24 protein-coding genes and 2 pseudogenes are annotated in these 22,243 nt (G+C 63.4%); 12 read left to right on the top strand and 14 right to left on the bottom strand.

Translation table 11 applies throughout. The features are described from left to right. Positions 1 to 37: 37 nt before the first annotated feature. Positions 38 to 832 carry a crotonase/enoyl-CoA hydratase family protein gene (locus AC57B8_RS07785; RefSeq protein WP_496479171.1) on the bottom strand — a complete coding sequence of 265 codons (795 nt, stop codon included), beginning with the start codon at positions 830 to 832 and terminating at the stop codon, positions 38 to 40. Positions 833 to 1,005: 173 nt separating this feature from the next. Between AC57B8_RS07785 and AC57B8_RS07780 the strand changes: the two genes are divergently transcribed. From AC57B8_RS07780 to AC57B8_RS07760, 5 genes are all read left to right on the top strand, one after another. Then, the gene (locus AC57B8_RS07780) at positions 1,006 to 2,163 is read left to right on the top strand and encodes an acyl-CoA dehydrogenase family protein (RefSeq protein WP_496479170.1); all 1,158 of its coding nucleotides are present in this window, start codon (positions 1,006 to 1,008) and stop codon (positions 2,161 to 2,163) included. 15 nt (positions 2,164 to 2,178) lie between these two features. Continuing rightward, complete coding sequence (locus AC57B8_RS07775; RefSeq protein WP_496479169.1) at positions 2,179 to 3,159, top strand: acyl-CoA dehydrogenase family protein; 981 nt, start codon at positions 2,179 to 2,181, stop codon at positions 3,157 to 3,159. Between the two features lie 113 nt (positions 3,160 to 3,272). Beyond that, complete coding sequence (locus tag AC57B8_RS07770) at positions 3,273 to 4,445, top strand: CaiB/BaiF CoA transferase family protein (protein ID WP_496479168.1); 1,173 nt, start codon at positions 3,273 to 3,275, stop codon at positions 4,443 to 4,445. A 53-nt stretch (positions 4,446 to 4,498) separates the two neighbouring features. Continuing rightward, positions 4,499 to 4,711: a hypothetical protein gene (locus AC57B8_RS07765; protein ID WP_496479167.1), complete on the top strand. Its 213-nt coding sequence runs from the start codon at positions 4,499 to 4,501 to the stop codon at positions 4,709 to 4,711. Positions 4,712 to 4,717: 6 nt separating this feature from the next. After that, complete coding sequence (locus AC57B8_RS07760; protein ID WP_496479166.1) at positions 4,718 to 4,939, top strand: hypothetical protein; 222 nt, start codon at positions 4,718 to 4,720, stop codon at positions 4,937 to 4,939. A 245-nt stretch (positions 4,940 to 5,184) separates the two neighbouring features. Here AC57B8_RS07760 and AC57B8_RS07755 read toward each other — a convergent pair whose 3' ends face one another. Genes AC57B8_RS07755 through AC57B8_RS07730 form a run of 6 tightly spaced genes read right to left on the bottom strand, consistent with a single transcriptional unit; the run spans position 5,185 to position 11,099 of the window. Continuing rightward, positions 5,185 to 6,279 (bottom strand): mandelate racemase/muconate lactonizing enzyme family protein, encoded by a 1,095-nt coding sequence (locus AC57B8_RS07755; protein ID WP_496479165.1) that lies wholly within the window; start codon positions 6,277 to 6,279, stop codon positions 5,185 to 5,187. Between the two features lie 26 nt (positions 6,280 to 6,305). After that, positions 6,306 to 7,043 (bottom strand): ABC transporter ATP-binding protein, encoded by a 738-nt coding sequence (locus AC57B8_RS07750; RefSeq protein ID WP_496479164.1) that lies wholly within the window; start codon positions 7,041 to 7,043, stop codon positions 6,306 to 6,308. 1 nt (position 7,044) lies between these two features. Continuing rightward, positions 7,045 to 7,872 carry an ABC transporter ATP-binding protein gene (locus AC57B8_RS07745; protein WP_496479163.1) on the bottom strand — a complete coding sequence of 276 codons (828 nt, stop codon included), beginning with the start codon at positions 7,870 to 7,872 and terminating at the stop codon, positions 7,045 to 7,047. Beyond that, positions 7,869 to 8,870, bottom strand: coding sequence for a branched-chain amino acid ABC transporter permease (locus AC57B8_RS07740; RefSeq protein ID WP_496479162.1), 1,002 nt, complete (start codon positions 8,868 to 8,870; stop codon positions 7,869 to 7,871). The genes AC57B8_RS07745 and AC57B8_RS07740 overlap by 4 nt, the downstream gene beginning before the upstream one ends. Continuing rightward, entirely contained in the window at positions 8,867 to 9,727 is an 861-nt protein-coding gene (locus tag AC57B8_RS07735) for a branched-chain amino acid ABC transporter permease (RefSeq protein ID WP_496479161.1), read from the bottom strand. Before AC57B8_RS07735 ends, AC57B8_RS07740 begins: the two co-directional genes overlap by 4 nt. A 13-nt stretch (positions 9,728 to 9,740) precedes the next feature. Continuing rightward, positions 9,741 to 11,099 (bottom strand): ABC transporter substrate-binding protein, encoded by a 1,359-nt coding sequence (locus tag AC57B8_RS07730; protein ID WP_496479160.1) that lies wholly within the window; start codon positions 11,097 to 11,099, stop codon positions 9,741 to 9,743. On the opposite strand from AC57B8_RS07730, the gene AC57B8_RS07725 reads away from it, so the two are divergent. The 3 genes from AC57B8_RS07725 (at position 11,092) to AC57B8_RS07715 (ending at position 15,544) form a co-directional block, all read left to right on the top strand. Then, on the top strand, positions 11,092 to 12,204 hold the full coding sequence (locus AC57B8_RS07725) for a mandelate racemase/muconate lactonizing enzyme family protein (protein WP_496479159.1): 1,113 nt from the start codon (positions 11,092 to 11,094) through the stop codon (positions 12,202 to 12,204). The genes AC57B8_RS07730 and AC57B8_RS07725 overlap by 8 nt on opposite strands. Positions 12,205 to 12,388: 184 nt before the next feature. Next, positions 12,389 to 14,071, top strand: coding sequence for a thiamine pyrophosphate-binding protein (locus AC57B8_RS07720; RefSeq protein WP_496479158.1), 1,683 nt, complete (start codon positions 12,389 to 12,391; stop codon positions 14,069 to 14,071). Between the two features lie 18 nt (positions 14,072 to 14,089). Continuing rightward, positions 14,090 to 15,544, top strand: a complete 1,455-nt coding sequence (locus AC57B8_RS07715) for an aldehyde dehydrogenase family protein (protein WP_496479157.1) — start codon at positions 14,090 to 14,092, stop codon at positions 15,542 to 15,544. 237 nt (positions 15,545 to 15,781) lie between these two features. Here the strand turns inward: AC57B8_RS07715 and AC57B8_RS07710 are convergent, their stop codons facing one another. Continuing rightward, on the bottom strand, positions 15,782 to 16,645 hold the full coding sequence (locus AC57B8_RS07710; protein WP_496479156.1) for an IclR family transcriptional regulator: 864 nt from the start codon (positions 16,643 to 16,645) through the stop codon (positions 15,782 to 15,784). Positions 16,646 to 17,183: 538 nt separating this feature from the next. Between AC57B8_RS07710 and AC57B8_RS07705 the strand changes: the two genes are divergently transcribed. Together AC57B8_RS07705 and AC57B8_RS07700 are read left to right on the top strand one after the other, a co-directional pair. Beyond that, the gene (locus AC57B8_RS07705) at positions 17,184 to 17,447 is read left to right on the top strand and encodes a tautomerase family protein (RefSeq protein WP_496479471.1); all 264 of its coding nucleotides are present in this window, start codon (positions 17,184 to 17,186) and stop codon (positions 17,445 to 17,447) included. Positions 17,448 to 17,478: 31 nt separating this feature from the next. Further along, positions 17,479 to 17,688 carry a tautomerase family protein gene (locus AC57B8_RS07700; protein ID WP_496479155.1) on the top strand — a complete coding sequence of 70 codons (210 nt, stop codon included), beginning with the start codon at positions 17,479 to 17,481 and terminating at the stop codon, positions 17,686 to 17,688. Between the two features lie 201 nt (positions 17,689 to 17,889). On the opposite strand, the pseudogene AC57B8_RS07695 reads toward AC57B8_RS07700, so the two are convergent. From AC57B8_RS07695 to AC57B8_RS07685, 3 genes and pseudogenes are all read right to left on the bottom strand, one after another. Continuing rightward, a pseudogene (locus AC57B8_RS07695) lies at positions 17,890 to 18,129 on the bottom strand (cupin domain-containing protein); the annotation flags it as partial. Between the two features lie 36 nt (positions 18,130 to 18,165). Beyond that, positions 18,166 to 18,432 (bottom strand): hypothetical protein, encoded by a 267-nt coding sequence (locus AC57B8_RS07690; RefSeq protein WP_496479154.1) that lies wholly within the window; start codon positions 18,430 to 18,432, stop codon positions 18,166 to 18,168. A gap of 3 nt (positions 18,433 to 18,435) precedes the next feature. Then, positions 18,436 to 19,008 (bottom strand): helix-turn-helix domain-containing protein, encoded by a 573-nt coding sequence (locus AC57B8_RS07685; protein WP_496479470.1) that lies wholly within the window; start codon positions 19,006 to 19,008, stop codon positions 18,436 to 18,438. A gap of 215 nt (positions 19,009 to 19,223) precedes the next feature. Between AC57B8_RS07685 and AC57B8_RS07680 the strand changes: the two genes are divergently transcribed. Continuing rightward, on the top strand, positions 19,224 to 19,532 hold the full coding sequence (locus AC57B8_RS07680) for a helix-turn-helix domain-containing protein (protein ID WP_496479153.1): 309 nt from the start codon (positions 19,224 to 19,226) through the stop codon (positions 19,530 to 19,532). Positions 19,533 to 19,726: 194 nt separating this feature from the next. Here the strand turns inward: AC57B8_RS07680 and AC57B8_RS07675 are convergent, their stop codons facing one another. Beyond that, a complete protein-coding gene (locus AC57B8_RS07675; RefSeq protein WP_496479152.1) occupies positions 19,727 to 19,954 on the bottom strand; it encodes a hypothetical protein in 228 nt (75 codons plus the stop codon). Positions 19,955 to 20,009: 55 nt separating this feature from the next. Between AC57B8_RS07675 and AC57B8_RS07670 the strand changes: the two genes are divergently transcribed. Further along, a complete protein-coding gene (locus tag AC57B8_RS07670; protein ID WP_496479151.1) occupies positions 20,010 to 20,252 on the top strand; it encodes a hypothetical protein in 243 nt (80 codons plus the stop codon). On the opposite strand, the pseudogene istB reads toward AC57B8_RS07670, so the two are convergent. Next, positions 20,244 to 20,978 (bottom strand): annotated as a pseudogene (istB, locus tag AC57B8_RS07665) (IS21-like element helper ATPase IstB); the annotation flags it as partial. The gene AC57B8_RS07670 and the pseudogene istB sit on opposite strands and share 9 nt — an antisense overlap. A gap of 118 nt (positions 20,979 to 21,096) precedes the next feature. Beyond that, positions 21,097 to 22,119, bottom strand: coding sequence for a LysR family transcriptional regulator (locus AC57B8_RS07660; protein WP_496479150.1), 1,023 nt, complete (start codon positions 22,117 to 22,119; stop codon positions 21,097 to 21,099). Between the last annotated feature and the right edge of the window lie 124 nt (positions 22,120 to 22,243).

Here is a 22,243-nt window from a genome sequence, read left to right as displayed (position 1 = left end):
TAGCACCAAGGATAACCAGCCATCGGCAGCGGCAACCTCAACCGCCAAAGCGCGGCGCGCGTTTTTCCAAGAAGGCATCGACGGCTTCAGCGTGATCAGCGGTCTTGTGGGACACGGCCTGAAAGACCGACGCCATCTCCAGCACCGTATCCAGTCGCGAATGCATGCCCTCACGAATCAGTCGCTTGGTCAGGCGCAGGCCGTGCGATGCGTTGGCCGCGATGCGTCCGGCCAACTCCCGCGCGGCGACCATCAGCTGCTCGGGCGGCACCACGCGCGACACCAAGTTCCATTCCAGTGCCAGGCTGGCGTCGATGGTGTCGCCAGTGAACGCCATCTCCGATGCGCGCGCTAGGCCAATAACGCGCGGCAGCAACCACGCGCCGCCGTCGCCCGCCACGATGCCCAGCTTGACGAAGCTCTCGGCAAATTTGGCTTTCTCGGATGCGATGCGCATATCGCACATGCAGGCAAGGTCAAGGCCAGCGCCGATGGCGTGGCCATTGACGGCGGCGATGACCGGTACCTCAAGGTTGAACAGCGCCAGCGGCAGCCGTTGGATGCCGCGGCGATATTCGTGTCGAATCTCCATCTCTGTCACGTCTGGCGAGGCCTGGCGCTTCATCTCGCGGATGTTGCCGCCTGCCGAGAACGATGGGCCGTTGGCGGTAAGAATGACGCAGCGCACGCTCTTGTCGTCGGTGATGCGGTCGATGGCGGCAAGGAACTCCGGCACCGCACTGTTGCCGGTAAGCGGGTTGCGATGCTCGGGCTGATTCATGGTCAGCGTAACCACGGCACCTTGCTGTTCATAGATGAGGAAATCGGACATGGTTCTCCTTGTTTGGGCTGGGCCAAGGCTAAGGGAAGCAGTCGGCCACCGTCCAATAGCGATTGCGGCGCAGGCCATTCGATTTCGCATATAGCCCGGCCAGCAATCGGTATTGGACGAGGCATCCGGGCCCGCACCAAACTCAGGGGAATCAACCAGTCATTCCCACGCCCATGGCCCAACTCATCGACAACCTCCGCCTCGCCGCCCTGCCCGCGGAAGCCGAAGCATTTCGCATCCAGGTCAAGGAGTTCCTTGCGCGCGAGCAACCCAGTGCGCCCGCCGACGTGCGATCGCGCTCATGGCTTGCCTTCGACGCCGAATTCAGCCGCAGGCTGGCGCAGCGGGGCTGGGTCGGCGTCACGCTGCCGCGAAAATACGGTGGCGGCGACCTCGACGCCTTCAGCCGCTTCGTATTGGTGGAAGAACTGCTGGCGGCGGGCGCGCCCGTGGGCGCTCACTGGATCGCCGATCGGCAGAGCGGACCGCTGATCAACAAGTTCGGCAGCGAAGCGCAGCGTCAGTCCTATCTTCCGCGCATCTGCCGGGGCGAGATCTTCTTCTGCATTGGCATGAGCGAGCCCAACTCGGGCTCCGATCTCGCCAGCGTGACGACGCGCGCCGTCAAGACCGAAAAGGGCTGGCGCTTGAACGGCCGCAAGGTCTGGACCACCAACGGCCACAAGTGCGACTACACCATCGCACTGGTGCGCACTTCGGGCACGCAGGCCGACCGGCAGGCCGGCCTTTCTCAATTCATCGTTGACCTCAGGTTGCCTGGTATCACCGTGCGGCCCATCGTCGACCTGACCGGCGACGCCCATTTCAGTGAAATGTTCTTCGACGACGTGGAGCTCGGTGAGGACGCTCTTATCGGCGCCGAGGGCCAGGGCTGGCAGCAGGTAACGGCCGAATTGGCCTTCGAGCGAAGCGGCCCCGAGCGCCTGTATTCAAGCATCGTCCTGCTGGACGAATGGTTGCGATGGCTACGCGAAGGTGGCCAGGCCGAGCATCACCTCGAGGCCGCAGGCCGCTTCGCGGCCCACCTGGCAACGCTGCGCCATATGTCGATCGCCGTCACCGCAAAGCTGGCCGCCGGCGAAAGCCCTGTCGTGGAGGCGGCGCTGGTGAAGGACATCGGCACGGAGTTCGAACAGGCGATTCCCGCTGTGGTGGAAGCGGCGCTGGGCGCGGACCCCGGGCTCGCGCCCAGCCCTGCCCTGGTTCGCACCTTGGCCTACGTAAGCCAGATGGCCCCCACCTATTCGCTACGCGGCGGCACGCGCGAAATTCTGCGCGGCGTCATCGCCCGTGGGCTCGGCCTGCGCTAAGAGAAGGAGCACACAATGTTCACCGAAGCAATCGAATCCATCCTGAAAACCCATTGCGCGCCTGCCACCGTGCGCGCCATCGAAGGCGGCGCAAGCGCCCAGCCGCTGACGGCTGCCATCGAGGAGGCGGGCTTCCTAGAGTTTCTTGCGCCCGAGGAGCGGGGCGGAGCCGGCGCGGGCTGGCGCGACTTCCACGCCGTGGTCGCACTGTTCGGCACCTGGGCCGTACCGATTCCGTTGGCGCAGACACTGGCGGCCCGCACGCTGATCACCGATGAGCCGCCAGCTGGCCTGATCACCTACGCACCGGTGCTCGTGCGCATGCCCGATGGTGCGCTGCACGCACAGCAGGTGCCGGGTGGGCGCATGGCCGCGCACGTGATCGGGGCGCTTGGCGACGACCTTGTGCTGCTGCGAACGGCGGATGCGCACGAGGTCCCAAGCGGTGTGCACGGCAGCCTCTCGGCATCCTTCCTGTGGAAAACCGGGGCCGGCCAAGTGCTGCACGGCCCAGCCCGCGCCGTCGATCTGCAGCCTCTGGCCGCACTGCTGCATGCTGGTTTGATGGCCGGCGCGCTCAAGCGCACTTTTGATCTGACGATGGACTACGCCAACGAACGCGTCCAGTTCGGTAAGCCGATCGGCAAATTCCAGGCGATTCAGCACCACCTCGCGGTCATGGCGGAACATGTGGCCGCCGCCACCATGGCCGTCGAAGCAGCCTTTTCCACAGACTCGGCATTCCCCACGCCCTCCGCCTGTGCGGTTGCCAAGGCGCGCACCAGCGAGGCGGCACAACTGGTAGCCTCGATCGCCCATGCGGTGCACGGCGCCATCGGCATCACCGAGGAATACGACCTGCAACTCTTCACCCGTCGCTTGCACGAATGGCGGGTTGCCCACGGCTCCGAACAATATTGGCACCGGGAGCTGGGTCGATTGTTCATTGCCTGCCGCGAACCTCTCGCCGCCGATTTCGTTCGCACCCTCTGCTGAAGCCAAGTAAGTCATGACGCTCAATTCCAAGGGCGACCATCTCCCGTAGATCACCGGGAAGCGGCATGCACCTTCACCGCGACGCGCCCCCCCACCTTCACCTTCACCAGACAATGAACACCGAATCTCGCAAGCCGGCGCTGCACGGCATTCGCATCCTGGACCTCTCGCGCGTGCTTGCCGGCCCCTGGTGCACGATGACCCTGGGCGACCTGGGTGCCGACGTCATCAAGGTCGAAAACCCAAGGGGTGGGGACGACACCCGCGGCTGGGGGCCGACGTTCACCGCTGGCGAATCGGCCTACTATTTCTGCGCCAACCGCAACAAGCGCAGCGTGGCAGTGGATATGAGCACGGCCGCGGGACAGCGTGTCATCCGCGAATTGGCCGCGCAGTGCGATGTGGTGGTGGAAAATTTCAAGACCGGAGGGTTAGAGCGCTACGGACTTGACTACGAATCCTTGCGTGCGGTGAAGTCGGATCTCATCTACTGCTCCATCTCCGGCTACGGCCGTACCTCCCCGCTTGCCGCGCGCGCCGGCTATGACTACGTCGTTCAGGCCGAGGCTGGACTGATGTCCGTCACCGGTGCAGCCGACGGCGAACCCATGAAGGTGGGTGTGGCTGTGGCCGACCTGTTCACCGGCATGTATGCAGTTCAAGCCATCCTGGCGGCGATCATCGCGCGCACGAACGATGGCCAAGGCCAGTTGATTGACCTGGCGCTGTTCGATTGCCAGCTCGCGATGCTGGCGAATGTGGCCAGCGCCACGCTGGTCAGTGGTGAGGAGCCGGTGCGCTACGGCAACGCGCACGCCTCCGTCGTCCCCTACCAAGTGCTACCGACGCGCGATTCGGAGATCGTGCTGGCGGTGGGAAATGACCGCCAATTCAAGTTGTTGTGCGACGAGGTCCTACAGCGCCCGGAGATTGCCGCCGATCCGCGTTTTGTCAGCAACGTCGCGCGTCTGAAGCACCGCGATGCGCTGATCGCGCTGCTCAAGGAGGTGCTGCGCACCCGCGACGCCGTCGACTGGCAGCAGCGCCTCGCCAGCACCGGCATTCCCACAGGCACGGTTCGCACGGTGGGCCAAGCCCTGCATTCGCCTGAGGCGACCGCACGGCAGATGGTCACGACGGTGCAGCACCCCACGGCTGGCCTCGTGCAATTGGTGGCGTCGCCAATCCGCATGAGCGGCACGCCGGTGCGTACGCCCACGCATCCGCCACTTCTGGGTGAGCACACCAGCGAAGTGCTGGCAGAACTGGGCATCGCACCGGGCTGAACCGCAAGCGTTGGACGCCCACCACGCCGTGGGCTGGTCTACGTCGCCGCAGATTGATCGAGAACTGGACCGCCGGCGCCGCTGACAGGGACGGCGGCGATGAAGGCAGCGACAGCGCAACAAACTCCGGCGGTTGGTGCGGGCCATGGCGAACCTTGACGATTCCGAGCACGACAACCTGGTCGCATGGATCGTGTCGATACCTGGGCCCCCTGGCCTTCGACACCATCGAGATCAATGACCGCCTCGCCGAGGTCAAGGTCTGAGCGGCAATGGCTCGCGCGAACTCCATCGAGGCCCTGATCGAGGGCGGTGGCGAGATCACCATCGGTGCGCTGGCGCCGCGCGAGTGCGTCGCCGCGGCCGCCCATGGAAGCAACTGCCTGGCCATGCTTGTACGTCACGAAGGCGAGCGCCTCAACGCCCTGCTCCAACGCCTGGACAAGGCCATCGACCTGGCTTGGGCAAATGGCACGTTCGTCGACGAGGTCTAGGCCGGCCAGAGCAAGCTGCTGTAGTTCCTCAGTCGATCCAGCGTCAAGAGGAGTCTTGAGAGGAGGCTTACACGCCACAGGCAGGCCGGTAAGGTGATGATGCATCCGACCAAGGCAGCCAGTTCGACAGTACGAGTAGCAGGAATTCCTGAAGCACACCGACTGGGACAGCGCATGAGCTGACGCTACTCCAACTCGCCGGACGCGCCGCCCACTGACGCCTCAAGACTTGAATTGCTCCTGGGTCAAATGCGATAGCGCTCTACGACCGCAGGATCGGGGTCAGCACCAAGCCCCGGGCCTGTAGGAATCTGCACCATGCCGTCGGCGCCGGGAACGCCGATCTTGCCGAACAGCGGTCGTTCCAGATCGACGCCGAATATCTCGACGCCGCCGATTTCCGGGCATGCGGCACCGACCTGCAAGGTCGCGAGCAGACCGGGACCGAAGTACGGCGAATGAGGCGCAACACGCCGACCATTCGCACGCGCCAGGGCGACGACGTCGACAAATTCGCTGATGCCGCCGACCTTGGTCACGCTGGGTTGGAAATAGCGCACAGCGTTGCTTTCCAACAGCGCTCGGAAGCCCAGCGAATTGCCGATGTTCTCGCCGACCGCGAGGGGAATGTCTACGGCCTCGCGCAGTTGCCGAAGGGCATCCACATCCTCCGGCGGCCAGATCGGCTCCTCCAGCCACTTCAGGTTGTACGGTTGCAGGGCACGCGCCATCGAAATGGCGGTTTCCAGGTCCCAGGCGCAGTTCACGTCGAGCATGAGCTGCACGTCCGGGCCGAGCGCAGCGCGCGCCGCTGCCACGGCGTCGACCGTGATCTCGTGCAACTTGACCTGCGTGAATCCCCGTTCCAACGCGCGCAGGCAGGCGGCTCGAACGATGGAAGGATCCGACAGGCGCATCAAGCTCTTGTAGGCAGGTAGCGCCGACTGCACCGCGCCGCCGAGCAATGCCGAGACCGGAACTCCGGCGCGCTTGCCGGCGAGGTCCCACAGCGCGATGTCGAGCCCGCCCAGGGCGTACTGAACCGGCCCGCTGCGACCGAAGAGATGCATGTTGCGCTTGAGCTGCCCCATCAGCGCGCCGATATCGACCGCGTCCTTGCCAAGAGCTTGGGGCGCCACCATCTTCTCGAACGCTACCCGTGTCGCGGGAATGCAGTTGTAGCCAAAAGCCTCGCCCCAACCCACTAGTCCGTCGTCGGTCTCGACGCGCACGAGGAGGTAGTTCAGCGACGCCCAGGTCGTGCCGCCGAAGCCAGTCAGCGGTCCGTCGTGGGTATAAGGAATCGAGACGGGGATGGTCTCAAGTTTCGTGATCAGCATGGCGCCTTTGTTCAGAGTTGGGGGGCTCAACCGCCCAGGTAGATGCGTTTGATCGTCTCTCCGCCGCGCACTTCGTCGGGTGTTCCTTCGCCGCCGACGAGACCGGATTCGACCAAGTAGCAGTAGTCCGCATATTTCAATGCTTCCTTGACGAGCTGTTCCACCAGCAGGATCGCGATCCCCGTGCCGCAGAGGTGCCGCGCAACCTTGAGGATGCGGTCGACGACGATGGGGGCCAGCCCGCCCGACGGCTCGTCGAGGATCAACAGCGCTGGCTCTGCAATCACGCCCTGCCCAACCGCCAGGATCTGCTGCTGTCCACCGCTCAGGCGCGACGCCAGCTGATGGCGGCGCTCGGCCAGTTCGGGGAACAGGTCGTACACGCGCGCCAGCTTCGAGCGATCGCCCAAGCGCGTGCGCGCATAGGTTCCGAGCAGCAGGTTATCTTCGACTGACAGGCCGGTGAACACACGGTGCCCTTCCAGGACGTTGACCACGCCACGACGCACGATTTCGCGCGAGTCGAGACGCGAAATGTCCTCGCCCTTGAAGCGCACTGTGCCGGCGGACTTCGGGATCAGCCCCGACAGCGCATGCAGCGTGGTGCTCTTGCCCGCACCATTGCGCCCGAGCAGCACGACAAATTCCCCCGGCTTCACCGAGAAGTTGATGCCATGAAGGACCTCGGCCTTGCCGTAGCCCGCCCGCAAGCCTTCGACCTGCAGCAGCGATGTGGTCGCATTTCTTTTTGACGCAGCGTTCAAATCAGGCTCCCAGGTAGACGGCGATGACTTCGGGGTCGTTGCGGACCTCGTCGGGGGTGCCGTGTTTGATCGTGGCGCCAAGGTTCAGGGTCGTGACACGATCGCAAATCTTGAAGACGAAATCGGTGTGGTGTTCGACCAGCAGCACCCCGATTCCAGCGTTGCGCACGGTGCCCACCACGGCTGCGAGTTGCGCAATTTCGTGTTCGGTCAGACCACCGGCCGGTTCGTCCAGCAACAGGAACGATGGCTGGGCCACCAGACTGCGGGCAATCTCAAGGAAGCGCTGCTCGGCGTGGTCGAGGTTGCCCGCCGGGCGGTCGAGCACCTCGCGCAGGCCCACGCCACAGAGGATTTCCTCGGCGCGCGCACGGATGTCGGCGTTTTCGCGCCGCGCTCGCGGCGTCGCCAGCGCCGCGGCCAGGAAGCCTGAACGCGTGCTGTTCCAGCCGCCGAGCATGGCGTTGTCCAACACACTCAGCGAGTTGAGCAGCCGTGGCTTCTGGAAAGTGCGGGCAATGCCCGCCGCGCTGCGCTGCTGCACGGTGGCAGCGGTCACATCGCGCGAACCGATGGCAATGTTGCCGCTGGTGACCGGATAGAAGCCACATAGCAAGTTGAGCATCGTCGTCTTGCCGCTTCCGTTCGGTCCGATGAGACCATGGATTTCTCCGGGCCGCAGTTGTAGCGACACCGAGTCCACTGCTTTGACCGCGCCGAAGCTGCGCGTCACATCGCGCGCCGACAGTGCGGCCGCAGCCGCTTTGCTGACATGCGCAGGCAGCGCTGCCGACACGTCCTTGCGGAGTGTGTTTTCCCGGGCGTTCATCGTGCAGCCCCTTTGCGCAGCGCCGTGGACAGCAGTTCGAGCTCGGGCTTGACGACATGCTTGGTCTTGGCCGGCTGTTTGCGGAACAGGTGGAAGACCGACCCGATGCCCTCGGGCACCAGCAGCACGACCAGCAACAGCACGATGCCATAGAAGAACTGCCCGAGTTTTGCGAGCGGCGCAGCCACTTCGGGCAATGCCGTGAGCGCGATGGTTCCCAACAAGGGGCCGAGGATGGAACCACGCCCGCCGATGATGATGCAGATGAAGAAGAACATGCCCAGGTCGAAGACAAAAGTCTCTGGCGTGATGTAGGTCTGCAGCGACGCGAACACTGCGCCGCCTACGCCGGCCGTCACACCGCTGAACGAGTACACCGCCAACTTGGTTCGATAGAAGGGAATGCCTACTGCGGCTGCGGCCACTTCGCTGTCGCGCAGGGCGACGAGCGAGCGCCCGAACATCAGACGCGCGACGTTCCACGTCATCACTGTGACGATCGCCGCAAGCGACAGCACGAGCCAGAACACGGTTGCGGGCTTGTCAAAGGGCGCTGGGAAGGCTGGCACGGAGATGCCGGCACCGCCGCCTGTCAGGCCGTCGAACGCGAGCGATAGCTCGCCAACGATCATGCCGAACGCCATGGTGGCCATCGCAAAATAGAAGCCCGGCAGACGCAGCGAAGGCAGGCCCAGCAGCAGGCCGCAAAGCCCCCCGATCCCACCGGCCGCCGCCAGTGCGACATACGGATGGACGTCGTGCGTGCCCGCCAGGATCGCGAAGGCATAGGCGCCGATCGCGAACAGCCCGACGTGGCCGATCGATAGGAGGCCCGTGTAGCCTACAGCGAGGTTGAGCCCCCCGATGAGGACCCAGTAGGCCGCTATCAGCGTGGCAAGGTGGATCTTGTATTCATCGGGCGCCCAGAAAGGGAGCGAAACCAGGGCCACAAGCGAGAGAACGAGCAGTACGGGGCGACTGCTGGGAATGGGTTTCATACGTGCCGTACTTTCTGATTTCCGAACAGGCCTTCGGGCTTGAGAAGCAGGAAGACCATCAGCAAGCCGACGGCGATCGTCTGCTGGAATTCACCGCCGAAGTAGTACGACGTGATTGCCGTGAGCAACCCCAGGGAGATTCCACCGACCAGCGCACCGATGTTGCTGCCGAGTCCGCCGACCGCGACAGCGATGAATCCGCTCAAGGTCAGCATGTGTCCGAGCGCGAAATTGGCGAAGGTCAGCTGGCCGGCGGCAAAGCCGGCCACGCCGCCCATCGCGCCGGCGATGGCATACGACGCCGCGCGCACGCGGCTGGTCGCGATGCCGCGCGCTCGGGCGGCAAAAGGATCCTCGGCAACGGCAAGGAACACCTTGCCGAAGAGCGTCTTTCGGTAGAAGCATTCGAGTGCGGCCATCAGCACCAGCACGGCGACGATCGGCAACCAGTATTTCTGGTCGGCCACACCTGACGCCGAGTCCTGCGCGAACAGCCGCGGAAAAGGGCGCGGCTCGGTGCCCCACCACAGCGCGACGGACTGCGCCACGATGGTGCCGAGCGCCAGCGTGCTAAGGAGCCAGAGATGTTCGTCGGATCGCGCGAGGATGCGCCGCACCGCAACCAGCTCGGTAACCATCCCGAACGTCATGCCCACAGCGACGGCGCCTGCAAAGGCCAGCCATGCCGGCAAGCCCAGGATCGTCATGAAGTAGGCGCCAAAGACGCCGCTGAGCATGAAGATGTGGCCCGTGGTGACGCTGAGCACCTTGGAGGTCGAGTACATCACGTTGTAGGCAAGGCCGGCTGCCGCATAAAGGCAGCCCATCGCCACGCCGGTCATCAATACCGCAAACATCGCGATGGCTTCCTTAGCGCGGTGCGCGGTTGAACGAGCCGTCGCGGAAGGTGTTGGCCTTGTTCATCACCATGGCGCTGTCCGGGAAGCCGTTGTGATCCGTGGGCGTCCAGGTGTAGTCGGCGTAGGAGCCGCGCAGGCCCGACGTGGTCTCGAGTGCCTTCTGGATCGCAGCCGGATCGGTCGAACCGGCCTTCTTGACCGCATGCTCAATGATCTTGACCGTGTCGTAGCCCAGCGCCACCCACCAAAAGGTGAAGTCGATCTGGCCGTCGGACTTCGGGCGTGCGATGTTCATCAGGCGCGTCGTGGCTTCGGGCAACTTGCCCGCTGCGTCAAACGTGGTGCTGGCGTAGCCGGCGGCAAAGGTGTTGTTCCAGTATTCAGGCTTGTTCAGCAGCGCCTTGATCGGAAGTCCCATGATGGCGGGATGGCCAACGACCGGCACATCCCACTGCATGTCGCCGCGAGCGTTGAGCAGTCGCGCGAGCAGACCGGTCGCCGCCGACCACGGCATGATCACGTCGGCACCGGCTTCGCGCGCCTTCGTGACCTCGTCAGTCAAGCTGGTCTTGTTGGGGTCAATCAGCACGGAATACACCGGTTTGATACCCGCCTTTTCGAGCAACGCCGCCGCGGCCTTGGCAGACGATGCGCCGTAGCCCGATGTGTCGCCGATGATCGCGACCTTCTTGCGTTTGAGCGTGTCCATTGCGTACGCATTGGCCGTGGTGATCCACTGCTCGTTGGTGTTGATGACGCGAAAAGTGCGCGGGTATTTCTTCTCGTCGATGAGCGAATCAACGGTGCCGATCACCAGATTGGGAATGCCCGCACGCGAGACGATGGGCACGGTGGCCAGCGCCTCACCGGAGTTGACCGGACCAATCACGAAGTCGACTTTTTCGCTGTGCACAAGCTGGTTCGCGAAGTTGACTGCCTTGGTCGGATCGCCCGCCGTGTCGCGGGTGAGCAACTCGATGCGGCGCCCATCGATGCCGCCGACCTTGTTGATCTCCTCGACGGCGAGTTGCACGCCCTGGTTCTCGGCGATTGCCGCCGACGACAGCGGGCCGGTCAGCGACGACAACCACGCGATCTTCACCGGCGGCTTCTGCGCCAGCGCGATCTGCGGAGAAACAACCAGGACAGCAGACGCAAGCAACCCCAACACAACGGCTTCAGCCCTTGATTTCATCGAAATATCTCCATGGAATTTTGCAACCGATGCAATCATCGATTCACTGAATGATGAGATCTCGATCACTTTCAAGCAACTATGGTTTCTACCTATGATGTTTTTATTTTGATGAATGACATTTTCTTTCCATAATTCTAGGCCGCGCAACTGATGCCACCAGCCAATGACCATGCAGAACCCATCCATATCCATCACCAACGTCCATATGCGCGCCGTGCGACTGCCGCTCGCCCAGCCCTTGCGCACCGCGATTCACGAAATCCGCGACGTCTACTGCCTGCTCGTGACACTCGACTCCGACGCCGGACTCAGCGGCGAAGGCTACGGCTTCTGCTTTGGCGAACCCCAGCTGCGCGCGATCGCGACCATGACGTCGGCCATCTCTGCGCGTTTCATCGGCCGCTCACCTCACGACGTTGAGGCACTGTGGCAAGAGGTCTTCAGGTCGAACAACTTTTACGGCCAGGCCGGCATCTCAGTACTGGCGCACAACCCCCTCGACATCGCGTGCTGGGACCTGATAGGCAAGGCGGCCGGGCAACCGCTGTACAAATTGTTCGGCGCCGTGCGCAGTCGCGTGCCGGTTTACGCCAGCGGCGGCCTCTGGCTGAGTGCAGACATCCCGACACTGGAGCGCGAAGCCAAGGCCTTTCTCGCCGAGGGATTCAAGGCCATGAAGCTGCGACTAGGGTCTGCACGCTGGCAGGACGATGTTGCCCGGGTCGAAGCCGTGAAAAACGTGATCGGCAATGACGTTCGGCTCATGACGGACGCGAACCAGGGCCTCTCCGCCAGCGCTGCGCTGCGGCTCGGGCGCGCCCTCGAACGTTTCGGCCTGGAATGGTTCGAGGAGCCTGTGTCCACGTGGAACGACGAGGCGTCTTCATCCATCGCTTCGCACCTCGATACACCCGTCGCCAGTGGTGAGACGGAGTACACCCGCTACGGCATCCGCCGGATGATCGAACGCAAGAGCGCGGACGTTTACATGCCCGACCTGCAACGCATGGGCGGCTACACGGAGATGCGCAAGGCCATCCATCTGCTGGCAGCGCACGACCTTCCTGTGTCGCCGCACATCTTCACGGAACACAGCCTGCATCTGGTGGCATCGGCGCCCAATGCGACTTGGTGCGAACACCTCCCGTGGTTCGCGCCGCTGTTCAAGGAGAAGACGGTGATCGGGAGTGACGGCATGGTCGACCTGCCGACAAAGAGCGGCGTGGGCTACGGTTTCGATTGGGACGCGCTTGAGGAATTCGGGATCGTGCTGTAGCGACACGCCGAGCGGCATTTTTGGCAGCCGAAGCAAGCCCCGTCCGGACAAAACGAGATAGGGTTATTACTGTTCGACGATATGATGTCATTCAATGACAATCTTATTTTAATATTGTAGTGGGCCCGCCTGGATGGATTGCCTGTCCACGCGCTCAGAGTCCACGTCAACCCCCTACGCTCGCATGCCCTCCAATTCCCTTCGCACCGGCGGCCAGATCCTGGTCGACCAGCTCCGCATCCATGGCATCGATCACGTCTTCTGCGTGCCGGGCGAGAGCTACCTTGCGGTGCTCGACGCTCTGTACGACGCCGACATCCACGTGACCATTTGCCGCCAAGAAGGTGGCGCCGCAATGATGGCCGAGGCCCACGGCAAGCTCACAGGCAGGCCTGCGGCCTGCTTCGTCACTCGCGGCCCGGGTGCAACCAATGCAGCGCCGGGCATCCATATCGCCAAGCACGATTCGACGCCCATGCTGGTCTTCGTGGGCCAGATCGAGCGCCGGGTGCGCGAACGCGACGCGCTTCAGGAGATGGACTACCGCGCCACGTTCGGGTCTCAAGCCAAGTGGGCCACCGAGATCGAGGATGCGCATCGCATTCCTGAAATCGTCGCCCGCGCCGTATATACCGCCACGTCCGGGCGCTGTGGCCCGGTCGTGATCGCCTTGCCCGAGGACATGCTGCGCGACCGTGTCGAGACTGCCGACGCCGCACCGGCTGAACCCATCGAGGCACATCCCGGCCCGGCGCAGATCGCGCAACTGCGCGAGATGCTGGCCCAGGCAAAAAAACCGCTGGCAATCCTCGGTGGTTCTCGTTGGACGGCGGGAGCGGTGCGCGACTTCAGCGCGCTGGCTGAGAGCCTGCAACTGCCAGTAGCGGTGTCGCTGCGCCGCCAGATGTTGTTCGCGGCCGATCATCCCAACTACGTCGGCGACTTCGGTTACACGGCGGGTCCGGGCTTGATGGAGTGCTTCAATGAATCCGACTTGGTGTTGCTGATCGGAGGTCGGATGTCCGAGGCGCCGAGCCAAGGCTACACCTTGCTGGGCATTCCGCGCTCCGACCGCAAGCTGGTGCACGTCATGCCCGATGCCAGCGAACTGGGCCGCGTGTATCAGGCGGATCTGGCCATCGCGGCCACCCCGGAAGCGCTCGTCGCCGCATTGCGGGACACGCCCGGCAACGGCGATCCGGCGCGCAAGGCCTATCTCGAAACCGCTCGCAAGGCCTATCTCGCATACAGCGATCCAGAGCCCATCCGGGCGCCGGGGGCGCTACAGATGGCCAAAGTCATGCAGTACCTGGGCACTGTCTTGCCGCGTGACGCCATCGTGTGCAACGGCGCCGGCAACTACGCGATCTGGGTCCACCGCTTCTTGCGCTTCAATGCCTTCGGTACACAGCTCGCGCCCACCTCCGGATCGATGGGCTATGGCGTGCCGGCGGCCGTCGGCGCCAAGCGCGTGATGCCCAATCGCACCGTCATCGCCTTCGCCGGCGACGGCTGCTTCCTCATGAACGGCCAGGAGTTCGCGACCGCGGTGCAGTACGACCTTGGGATCGTGGTGGTCGTGGTCGACAACGGCATGTACGGAACCATCCGCATGCACCAGGAGCGCGACTACCCCGGACGGGTGAGCGGCACCGTGCTGCGCAACCCCGACTTCGCAGCCTATGCCCGCGCCTTCGGTGGCCACGGAGAGCGGGTCGAGCGCACCGAGGAGTTCGCCCCTGCTTTCGAGCGGGCGCTGGCCTCCGGCAAGCCGTCGATCATTCACTGCGTGATCGATCCCGAAGCACTCACCCCCCATGCGACGCTGAGCCAGATTCGCGAACAGGCGATTGCCGCCGGCCGCTGAGAAAGGGAGAACGGCACCATGACACGGCACCAGCGCTACGACAACTTGATCGACGGCCAATGGGTCTCGGGCGGCGGCTACACCTCCAACGTCAATCCTTCCGACACCAGCGAAGTGATTGGTGAGTACGCCCGCGCCGACGCGGTACAGGCCGAGCAGGCCATCGCGGCGGCGCGCGCCGCGTTTCCGAGCTGGTCGCGCAGCACGCCACTGGTGCGACACGACATTCTGGCGAAGGCATCGCAGGAGATCATGGCGCGCCGCGAGGAACTGGGCCGCCTACTGGCTCGGGAAGAGGGCAAGACCTTGCCCGAAGGCATCGGTGAAGTCAGCCGCGCCGCCCAGGTGCTTTCGTTCTTTGCAGGAGAGGCGTTGCGCGTTGGCGGCGAACGACTGGCCGGCCTGGTGGCGGGCAGTGATGCGGAAGTCACACGGGAGCCACTCGGCACGGTCGGAATCATCTCACCTTGGAACTTTCCCATCGCCATCCCGGCCTGGAAGATCGCGCCCGCACTCGCCTTCGGCAATACTGTGGTCTTTAAGCCAGCGGAACTTGTGCCGGGATCTGCCTGGGAACTGGTCGCGATCCTGCACCGCGCAGGCCTACCGCGCGGCGTGCTGAACCTTGTGATGGGCAGCGGCAGTCAGATCGGCGCTGTGTTAACAGCGCACCCGCAGGTCGACGCCATCAGCTTCACGGGCTCGGTACCGACAGGTCGGCGCATTGCCGCATCCTGCGTGGCAGGACCGGTGATGAAGCGCATGCAACTCGAAATGGGCGGAAAGAATCCACTGGTCGTGCTCGATGACGCGGATCTCGAGGTGGCGGTCGAATGTGCGGTGAACGGCGCGTTCATCAGCACCGGTCAACGTTGCACGGCAACGTCGCGCTTCATCGTCACCGAGGGCATCCACGATCGCTTTGTCAATGCTGTCGCCGAACGCCTGCAGGGGCTGCAGGTCGGCCATGCGCTCGATCCCGGAAGCCACATCGGCCCTGTCGTAGACGAGCGGCAATTGGAAACCGATCTTTCCTACATCGCGATCGGCCGCGAGGAGGGTGCGATCCTGCACTGGGGCGGCCAACGACTCGGTCGGCCGACTCCGGGCTTTTATCTGCAGCCCGCGCTGTTCACCGATGTAGCGCCCTCGATGCGCATTGCCCGTGAAGAGATCTTTGGTCCCGTGGCAGCGGTCGTGCGCGTGAAGGACTACGAAGAGGCGCTTGCCGTCGCGAACGACACGCAGTTCGGTCTGGCCACTGGTATCTGCACCACCAGCCTGAGGTACGCGACGCATTTCAAACGAAATGCCGAGGCGGGCATCGTCAAGGTCAATCAGCCAACGAGCGGCCTCGACTTCCACCTGCCCTTCGGCGGCCGCAAGGGTTCATCGTATGGACCACGGGAACAGGGGCGTTACGCGGCGGAGTTCTACACGGTCGTCAAGACCGCTTACACCTCCGCTGGCTGAAGCTCAGGCGGCGAATCGCCATCTGACCCTTTGCCACCAACGCAGGACACGACCATCGGCAAGTGCAGGATCAGTTGCCGTGCCTTGATGCGGCTGAAGCAGCCGGCGAAATCCTATCGATGCTCCGGCCGGCCGCCAATCACTGGCCGCGCGCACTTGGCTGGCGACAGTGTCATCTCAGCGGTACACCTCTGTCAGCTGCACAGACCGCGTAAGGCCGCCTTCACGGATGGACCTCTATGTTCGACCGCCGAGCTGGTCGAGCATCTTCAGCGAGACGGCCTGCAACGGCATCAGCCGTGAACAGGCGGTCAACTCAACGGCCATCGCATCGAGCGCGCTGTCGCCGAAGTCGGCCGAATGCCCCGTCAGCGCGATACAGCCTACCGTGCGCCCCCCCCACGTCTGGAAGTTGGTGGCCATCGCGCTCAGTCCGTCGTAGTACTCATCGCGCACCAGTACATACCCGCGCTTGACCGATTGCTCAAGGTCCGCCTCCAGTCCCTTGGCGTCCGTGATCGTCGATGACGTGAACGCGGCATACGGCGCATCGCCCAACAATACCCGGCGTCGCGGCGCATCCATCGACAGCAACAAAGCCTTGCCAGGTCCGGATGCATGCAGCGGACCCGTCAACCACGTCGAATAGTAAGGACTGAGCGATCCTGCAGACTGCATCACCTCAACCACCACGCGCTCGGCGCCAAGGAATGCCACGAGCACGACGGTCTTAGACACCTTGGCGGCGAGCTCGCGAATGATCGGATCGACCTCCCGGCGTAACTGCTCCAGTGGGTGCAGCAGGGGCAGCGGACGCAGGGCCTTGGGGGAAGCGATGTAGCGCTTGCCATCTCCCACGCGGATCACCTGGCGCGCTTCTTCTAGCGTGCGTAACAACCGAAGTGCAGTACTGAGATCAAGGTCTGCCTCTGCGGCAATCTCAGCAAGCGGCAGCGGATGCCCCGCCGGAATCAGAATATCGAGAATGGCCAGGCCGCGCAGCAGCGTGCCGGTACGAAGCCCGGCCGCGGCCTTGTCTGTTCCGGAGTCGATGTCGTCGTTGATGGTTTCTGGAGCTGTGTTGGCGAGGCGTTTGGCCATGTTGGGCTTGGTGGGCGCGGGTCCGGCGAGGCCGTGTGCGCATTGAACTTAAATGATTTGATCGCTTTCGAGGCGCAAGTGCGGCTTTCAAGCCATGCATCTCGCGGCCGCCGGAATCTCACAACCGCGCATGCGATCGGCACTCACTGCAGGCTGTCGTGGCCAAACGAATGGACTTGGTGTGCGAGCAGGCTCGCCAGTATGGCGACGGCTTGACTTAAACCTTACAGAATCGTTTGTGAAATCTCAATAGGTGTCATCAACAATAACCAGTCAATGGAAGAAATAATAATATCAACTATTGCGGCAAATTATGAACCGATGTCATCGAACCGGCAGCCCACACCCACTCCAAACCGGTGCGGCCCGGCGCTTCCAGGCTCTGCCCCACCCAAACTGCATGCGGGCGAATACGCGCTGTACCTCGCGCGCCACCATGTTCAGCCCCTTACCGACGCAATGCCCCCGCAAGGGCCGGCCGAAGCCTCCATCACTGCGATGACCGAAAGCAAGTCGGGGTCTCTGATCGCGCAAACGCATTGCAGCGCTCGTTCTTGAAACAGGTAACACCCCTCAGGCTTCACAAATGATCTTTATCAACGCCACCCTCATCGCCGGTCGCAGTGCCGAGCAGAAGGCGAACATGTTTCGCGAGATGACCGACGCCACGGCGCTTGCACTTGGGGTTCCCGCCGACTCCGTCCGCATCGCCATCGACGAGGTCCCCGCATCCCATTTCGCAGTCGCTGGCATCGCAAAGTCCGGGCCGTCGAGCGGTGGGTCAGCCACGCCTGCTGCCTAATTTCGAAAACCCCTCAACATCTTTGGTCGTCATGCCGATTCTCCGAGTCACACTCCCCACGGGCTTCACGTCCGAACAGAAATCTGCGCTTTTCATGGGTTTGACCCAAGCCGCACACCGCACCTTGGGCGCACCGATGAACAATGTCCGCATCATGCTCAATGAAGTCCCCGTCGAAAACCTCGCCCACGCTGGCGAGCGTGTCTCGGCCCAACCCACGCCTGCTCAGTACACCCCATGAAATCTAATCGAAGCGCGTGCACCGTCCCAGTGCCGTGTCTTAGGTATGGCAAGCCCGCTGCAGTCTAGGCGTGAAGTGTCAAGCGTGTTGACTTCCATGCAATCCTGACCCACGTGCAAGGCATCTCACGGCGCCGAAGGGATCCGACGCGTTCGAGCGCGCCCGCCCCAAACGCTCAACGAGTCACTGCGTCGCCCACGCTCACTCGCGCAGCGTGAACACCACCGACAGGTACGACACCGGCCCACTCTGAATGGCCTCGATCCCCATGCAGCGCCATCGCCTCGAACAGCAGCGAGTCCCCGGCCCTCACCGAGACCACCTTGGCGCCGTAGCGATAGCTGACCTCCCCGGAGAGGAAATACAGGAACTTCAGGCCCGGATGCGGTGGAAGGTCACGTACGGATCGGCACCGGGCAGCAACGTGACCAGGTAGGGCTCCCCGAGCGAGGTGGAATTCATACGCATCGGGCACTTTTACGAGAACGCCGAGCCAGGCACCTTCTTCACGGCGAACTTCGAGCGAAGGAAGGCCCAGGCCTTCGAACCCAGGCTCAGGTTCAGTCTCTGCATCAGCACGAAGATGTCCACGAAATCGCACGGCCGCGCGGAGCCGGCCGGCCTCTCGGGATGAGGGGGGCCGTACTCGAGCATCTGCTGGCAAATCGCCCGCAGCTTTTCGCAGACGATCATCACCGGCGAATACAAGGAGATGGTGTCGCCCTCGAGGTCCGCGGCCTCCACGCCTCACTCGCGCAGCGTGAACACCGCGGACAGATAGGACACCGGCCCGCTCTGAATGGCCTCGATCCCATGCAGCGCCGTCGCCTCGAACAGCAACGAGTCCCCGGCTCTCACCGCGACCACCTTGCCACCGTAGCGGTAGCTGACCTCCCCGGACAGGAAGTGCAGGAACTTGAGGCCGGGATGTTGGAAAGTCACGTAGGGATCGGCACCGGGCAGCAGGGTGACCAGATAGGGCTCCACGAACAGGTTGCCCGACAGCAGATGACCCAGCAGCTCGTAGCGGTAGTCCGAAACGGCGCCGACGCGATCGACAACAACGCCCTGCCCTGCGCGCACATGGCAGAAATCCGTGCGGCGCGCCTGGTCGCCAAAGAAGCGCGACGTCGGCACATGCAAGCCTTGCGCGAGACGCTCCAAGGTCTCCACCGAAGGCGAGACCAACCCGCGCTCAATGCGCGAGAGCATCGAGGCAGAAATCCCCGAGGTCTGAGCGAGCGCCCCGCCAGAAACATCCGCAGCCAAGCGCAGCGCCCTCACCTGCGCGCCGATACGCACAGCCGACAGGCTGCGCACGACAGGTGCGGTCTGCCGCGGCCGCGCACGCGTCACCGAGATCGGCAACCGCAGAGGCCGAGCCGTTGGCAAAGGCGAGGCAATCTGTCGACGCGTCATTTGGATTTCGCTGATAGCGACGATGCGCAATTCAACCGAGATATTTGCTCCAAGATCCTGTCCATGAGTTAAAGATAACGTGGTTTTAATTGTCTCTTGATCCGAGCCTTCTGTCTATGCAGAAGCACATCACTCGGGGAGGAAGGCCGTTAGGAGCAACGACATTTGAGGCTGCGCCTGCCCTCGCATTCGGGGCAGTCGTTAGAGCGCTCCGAACAGCAGATGGCGTTGGACAGGAAGCCTTGGCCCATCAGGCCGGCATCGAACGATCACATATGGGGAAAATCGAACGTGGCGAGCACATGCCAACACTCGCCATGATCTTGCGCATCGCGCGCGCTCTCGGGCGCACCGCCGGCGAGCTGCTGCTCGAAACCGAGGCCGTATTGGTCGCGCAACAAGACCCCGACCGCAGTCGCAAGTAACGGGCTCGTTCGCAACCGAGCTCGATTCGGTATTTCAGCCGCGCCACAGGCCGGTCCGATCGGGAAGAGATGTCCAGGGAGGAGCGAAGCCCTCCCGCTGGGATGAGCGCGAAGGCGCGAACCTGCAGCAGCCCACCACCGGCTATGCATGCGAGGGCGCGCGCTCCGCGCGGCCGCAGCAACCTCACGCTGAATCAGCCGGTGGAGGAAGGAGGATGTGCCCTGGCGTCGAGCCGCAGCAGCAGGGGCAATCCGTCCGCGGTGATCTCGAGGACCGTGGCCGCATGCGGCATGCTGTACACGCGCGCGCTCTCAAGCCGGGCAATGACCAGTTGGGCAACCAAGAGCATCCCGATCTTGCCCGGGCCCTTCTGCGAACCCAGGTCCAGGTTCAGTCCCTGCATCAGCACGAAGATGTCCACGAAATCGCACGGCCGCGCGGAGCCGTGCCGGCCTCTCGGGATGAGGAGGCCGTACTTGGGCATCTGCCGGGAGATCGCCCGCAACTTTTTGCAGACGATCATCACCGGCGAGTACACGGAGATGTGTGTCGCCCTCGAGGTCGGCGGCCTCCTTGTCCTCCACGTACTCGAAACGGCTGATGTCGATGGAGAACCGCGTCCCCTTGCCCAGCTTCAGCGCCATCCTTCGCAAGGCGTTCCGGTCCTTGCCGTGCTGCGTATTCCGGCGAACGTGACCGACGATTCCGCTCTATCGTGACCGGTCCTCATGCGTGTTCAGTTGCGCGTTCAGATTGTAGAAGTGGCGGTCACGATGGGACTTTGTTCTTCTCCTTTGGGGAGTTTTCGCGGTCTGGCGCAATGACTCGCCCGTGAGAGTGAGTCGGTGGTTCTGCTGCATCAATCGATCAAGGATCGCGTCAGCGATCGTGGCGTCACCAACCCATGCATACCAGTGCTCGATCGGCAGTTGGCTGGTGATGATGGTGGCCTTGCTGGCCGCCCGGTCGTCGATGATCTCCAGCAGATCGCTGCGTGCTTGAACGTCCAGCGCGGCCATGCCCCAGTCGTCGAGCAGCAGCACGTCAGTCTTGGCCAGTCGGATCAGCCATTTGCCGAAGGTCCCATTGCCGTGGCGGATGCGCAGTTCCTCGCCGAGCCGCGGCATGCGCTGGTACTAGGCGGAGCGACCGCGCCGGCACGCGTACTGCGCCAGCGCGCATGCAAGCCACGACTTGCCCGTACCCGTCGGTCCCGTGATCAACACGCTGTGGCCCGAATCGATCCAGTCGCCCAGCGCCAGGCTCATCACGGCCTTGCGATCAATGCCGCGACCGGCGCGAGCATCCATGTCCTCGATGGCCGCCTGCGGGTACTTCAGGCGCGCATCCTTCAAGAGACGCTCTCGGCGTTTGTCACTGCGCCAGTGCACTTCGCGCTCCACCAGCAAGGCCGTGCGTTCCTCGAAGCTCATGGCCGTCATGCCGGCATAAGTTCTTAGTCGATCAGAGCAGCCTCGGCTTGCTCGCCGCCGAGGTGGCGCGGATCAAGAACTCGGATCGCGATCAAGCCATCTGGCTGTTGACTTCTATGGAATCCTAACCCTATGCGCCGCCGGCCGGTGACTCGACTCCCAACGGCATGAACAGCATCGTGCTGGGCAGGCCAAGCACGGCCTCCATCTCCGCGGCGATATGCCCTTCCATCGCGATCCGGGTAAGACTCTCGACTTCCTTAGGCAGCTTGCCGAGTTCGCCTTCGCGGTAAGAAAGATAAAAGGACCGCCTCAACGATCCATAAGGCCGGCCTTTTGTTCGCAAAGACTCGAGCGGCACCATCCGCAATTGCTGCGCGAAGTGACGTGATTGCCAGAGACACATCGGCGTCGTGATGGCAAAGCCGAGCCCCGCGGCGACAAGGCTCAGCAGGGGGTCGGTGGTATCGAACTCGCAGGTTCTCTCCAACTGGTCGCCATGCCGGGCAAGAAACGCATCGATGTCATCGCCGATCATTGAGCGGGCGCTGTACCGGATGAGCGGAAGCTTCCGGCCCAGCTCCGAGATGGACCCCAAAGGCTCGAGTGCGTGATCCCGAGGCATCACCAGCACATACTGCTCGGCGAAGATCGGCACATGGCTCACTCCGCTTCCGGTCACGCTCGGCGCTGTCGTGATCATGAGGTCGAGCTGGCGGTTGCTGAACTGGGAGGTCAACGAAGGCGTGAGGCCCGACCACAACCTCACCTGCTGCGTGGTGCCCGACAGCGCGCGATAGAGAACAGGCCCCACCGTCGCGGCGAAGGAGTCGATGCATCCCAGCCGCACGACGGACCGCTTGGCCCGACTGATCCCCCGCACGCTCTCGAGCATCTCGTCGGCGCCCTTCAGCAGCCCGGTGCTGGTTTCATAGAGCCGCTGGCCGGCCAGCGTCACCTTGGCGGGGCGGGTGCCTCGATCGAGCAGGTCGGTGCCGAGCTTGCCTTCGAGCATCTTGATGCGCATCGACACGGCCGCCTGGGACAGGCCGAGTCGACGGGCAGCGTGGGACACGGACTCCGACTCGACCACGGCGACCCACGCGCCCAGAAGCCCCCAGTCCGGGTAGTCGCTCGTCGACTCATCGTTCATACAGTCACCAAGAAATCAATGTTCAATTTTTTGTCCTGGACCCCATCGGCAATACTGCTGCATTGCATCAAGGGTGCTGATGATGAGCGTGCTGCCTGCCCATGCTTGGAAACTCCTAGTTTAC

This window comes from Variovorax sp. BGA-UO-ETr-C22, from assembly GCF_059567965.1.
This window is presented reverse-complemented; position numbering and strand designations above follow the sequence as displayed.

Coding starts and splice junctions, on each gene's coding strand:
- AC57B8_RS07785 (WP_496479171.1), bottom strand. CDS start 832: ATGTCCGATTTCCTCATCTATGAACAGCAAGGTGCCGTGGTTACGCTG.
- AC57B8_RS07780 (WP_496479170.1), top strand. CDS start 1,006: ATGGCCCAACTCATCGACAACCTCCGCCTCGCCGCCCTGCCCGCGGAA.
- AC57B8_RS07775 (WP_496479169.1), top strand. CDS start 2,179: ATGTTCACCGAAGCAATCGAATCCATCCTGAAAACCCATTGCGCGCCT.
- AC57B8_RS07770 (WP_496479168.1), top strand. CDS start 3,273: ATGAACACCGAATCTCGCAAGCCGGCGCTGCACGGCATTCGCATCCTG.
- AC57B8_RS07760 (WP_496479166.1), top strand. CDS start 4,718: ATGGCTCGCGCGAACTCCATCGAGGCCCTGATCGAGGGCGGTGGCGAG.
- AC57B8_RS07755 (WP_496479165.1), bottom strand. CDS start 6,279: ATGCTGATCACGAAACTTGAGACCATCCCCGTCTCGATTCCTTATACC.
- AC57B8_RS07745 (WP_496479163.1), bottom strand. CDS start 7,872: ATGAACGCCCGGGAAAACACACTCCGCAAGGACGTGTCGGCAGCGCTG.
- AC57B8_RS07740 (WP_496479162.1), bottom strand. CDS start 8,870: ATGAAACCCATTCCCAGCAGTCGCCCCGTACTGCTCGTTCTCTCGCTT.
- AC57B8_RS07735 (WP_496479161.1), bottom strand. CDS start 9,727: ATGTTTGCGGTATTGATGACCGGCGTGGCGATGGGCTGCCTTTATGCG.
- AC57B8_RS07725 (WP_496479159.1), top strand. CDS start 11,092: ATGACCATGCAGAACCCATCCATATCCATCACCAACGTCCATATGCGC.
- AC57B8_RS07730 (WP_496479160.1), bottom strand. CDS start 11,099: ATGGTCATTGGCTGGTGGCATCAGTTGCGCGGCCTAGAATTATGGAAA.
- AC57B8_RS07720 (WP_496479158.1), top strand. CDS start 12,389: ATGCCCTCCAATTCCCTTCGCACCGGCGGCCAGATCCTGGTCGACCAG.
- AC57B8_RS07715 (WP_496479157.1), top strand. CDS start 14,090: ATGACACGGCACCAGCGCTACGACAACTTGATCGACGGCCAATGGGTC.
- AC57B8_RS07710 (WP_496479156.1), bottom strand. CDS start 16,645: ATGGCCAAACGCCTCGCCAACACAGCTCCAGAAACCATCAACGACGAC.
- AC57B8_RS07700 (WP_496479155.1), top strand. CDS start 17,479: ATGCCGATTCTCCGAGTCACACTCCCCACGGGCTTCACGTCCGAACAG.
- AC57B8_RS07680 (WP_496479153.1), top strand. CDS start 19,224: ATGCAGAAGCACATCACTCGGGGAGGAAGGCCGTTAGGAGCAACGACA.
- AC57B8_RS07660 (WP_496479150.1), bottom strand. CDS start 22,119: ATGAACGATGAGTCGACGAGCGACTACCCGGACTGGGGGCTTCTGGGC.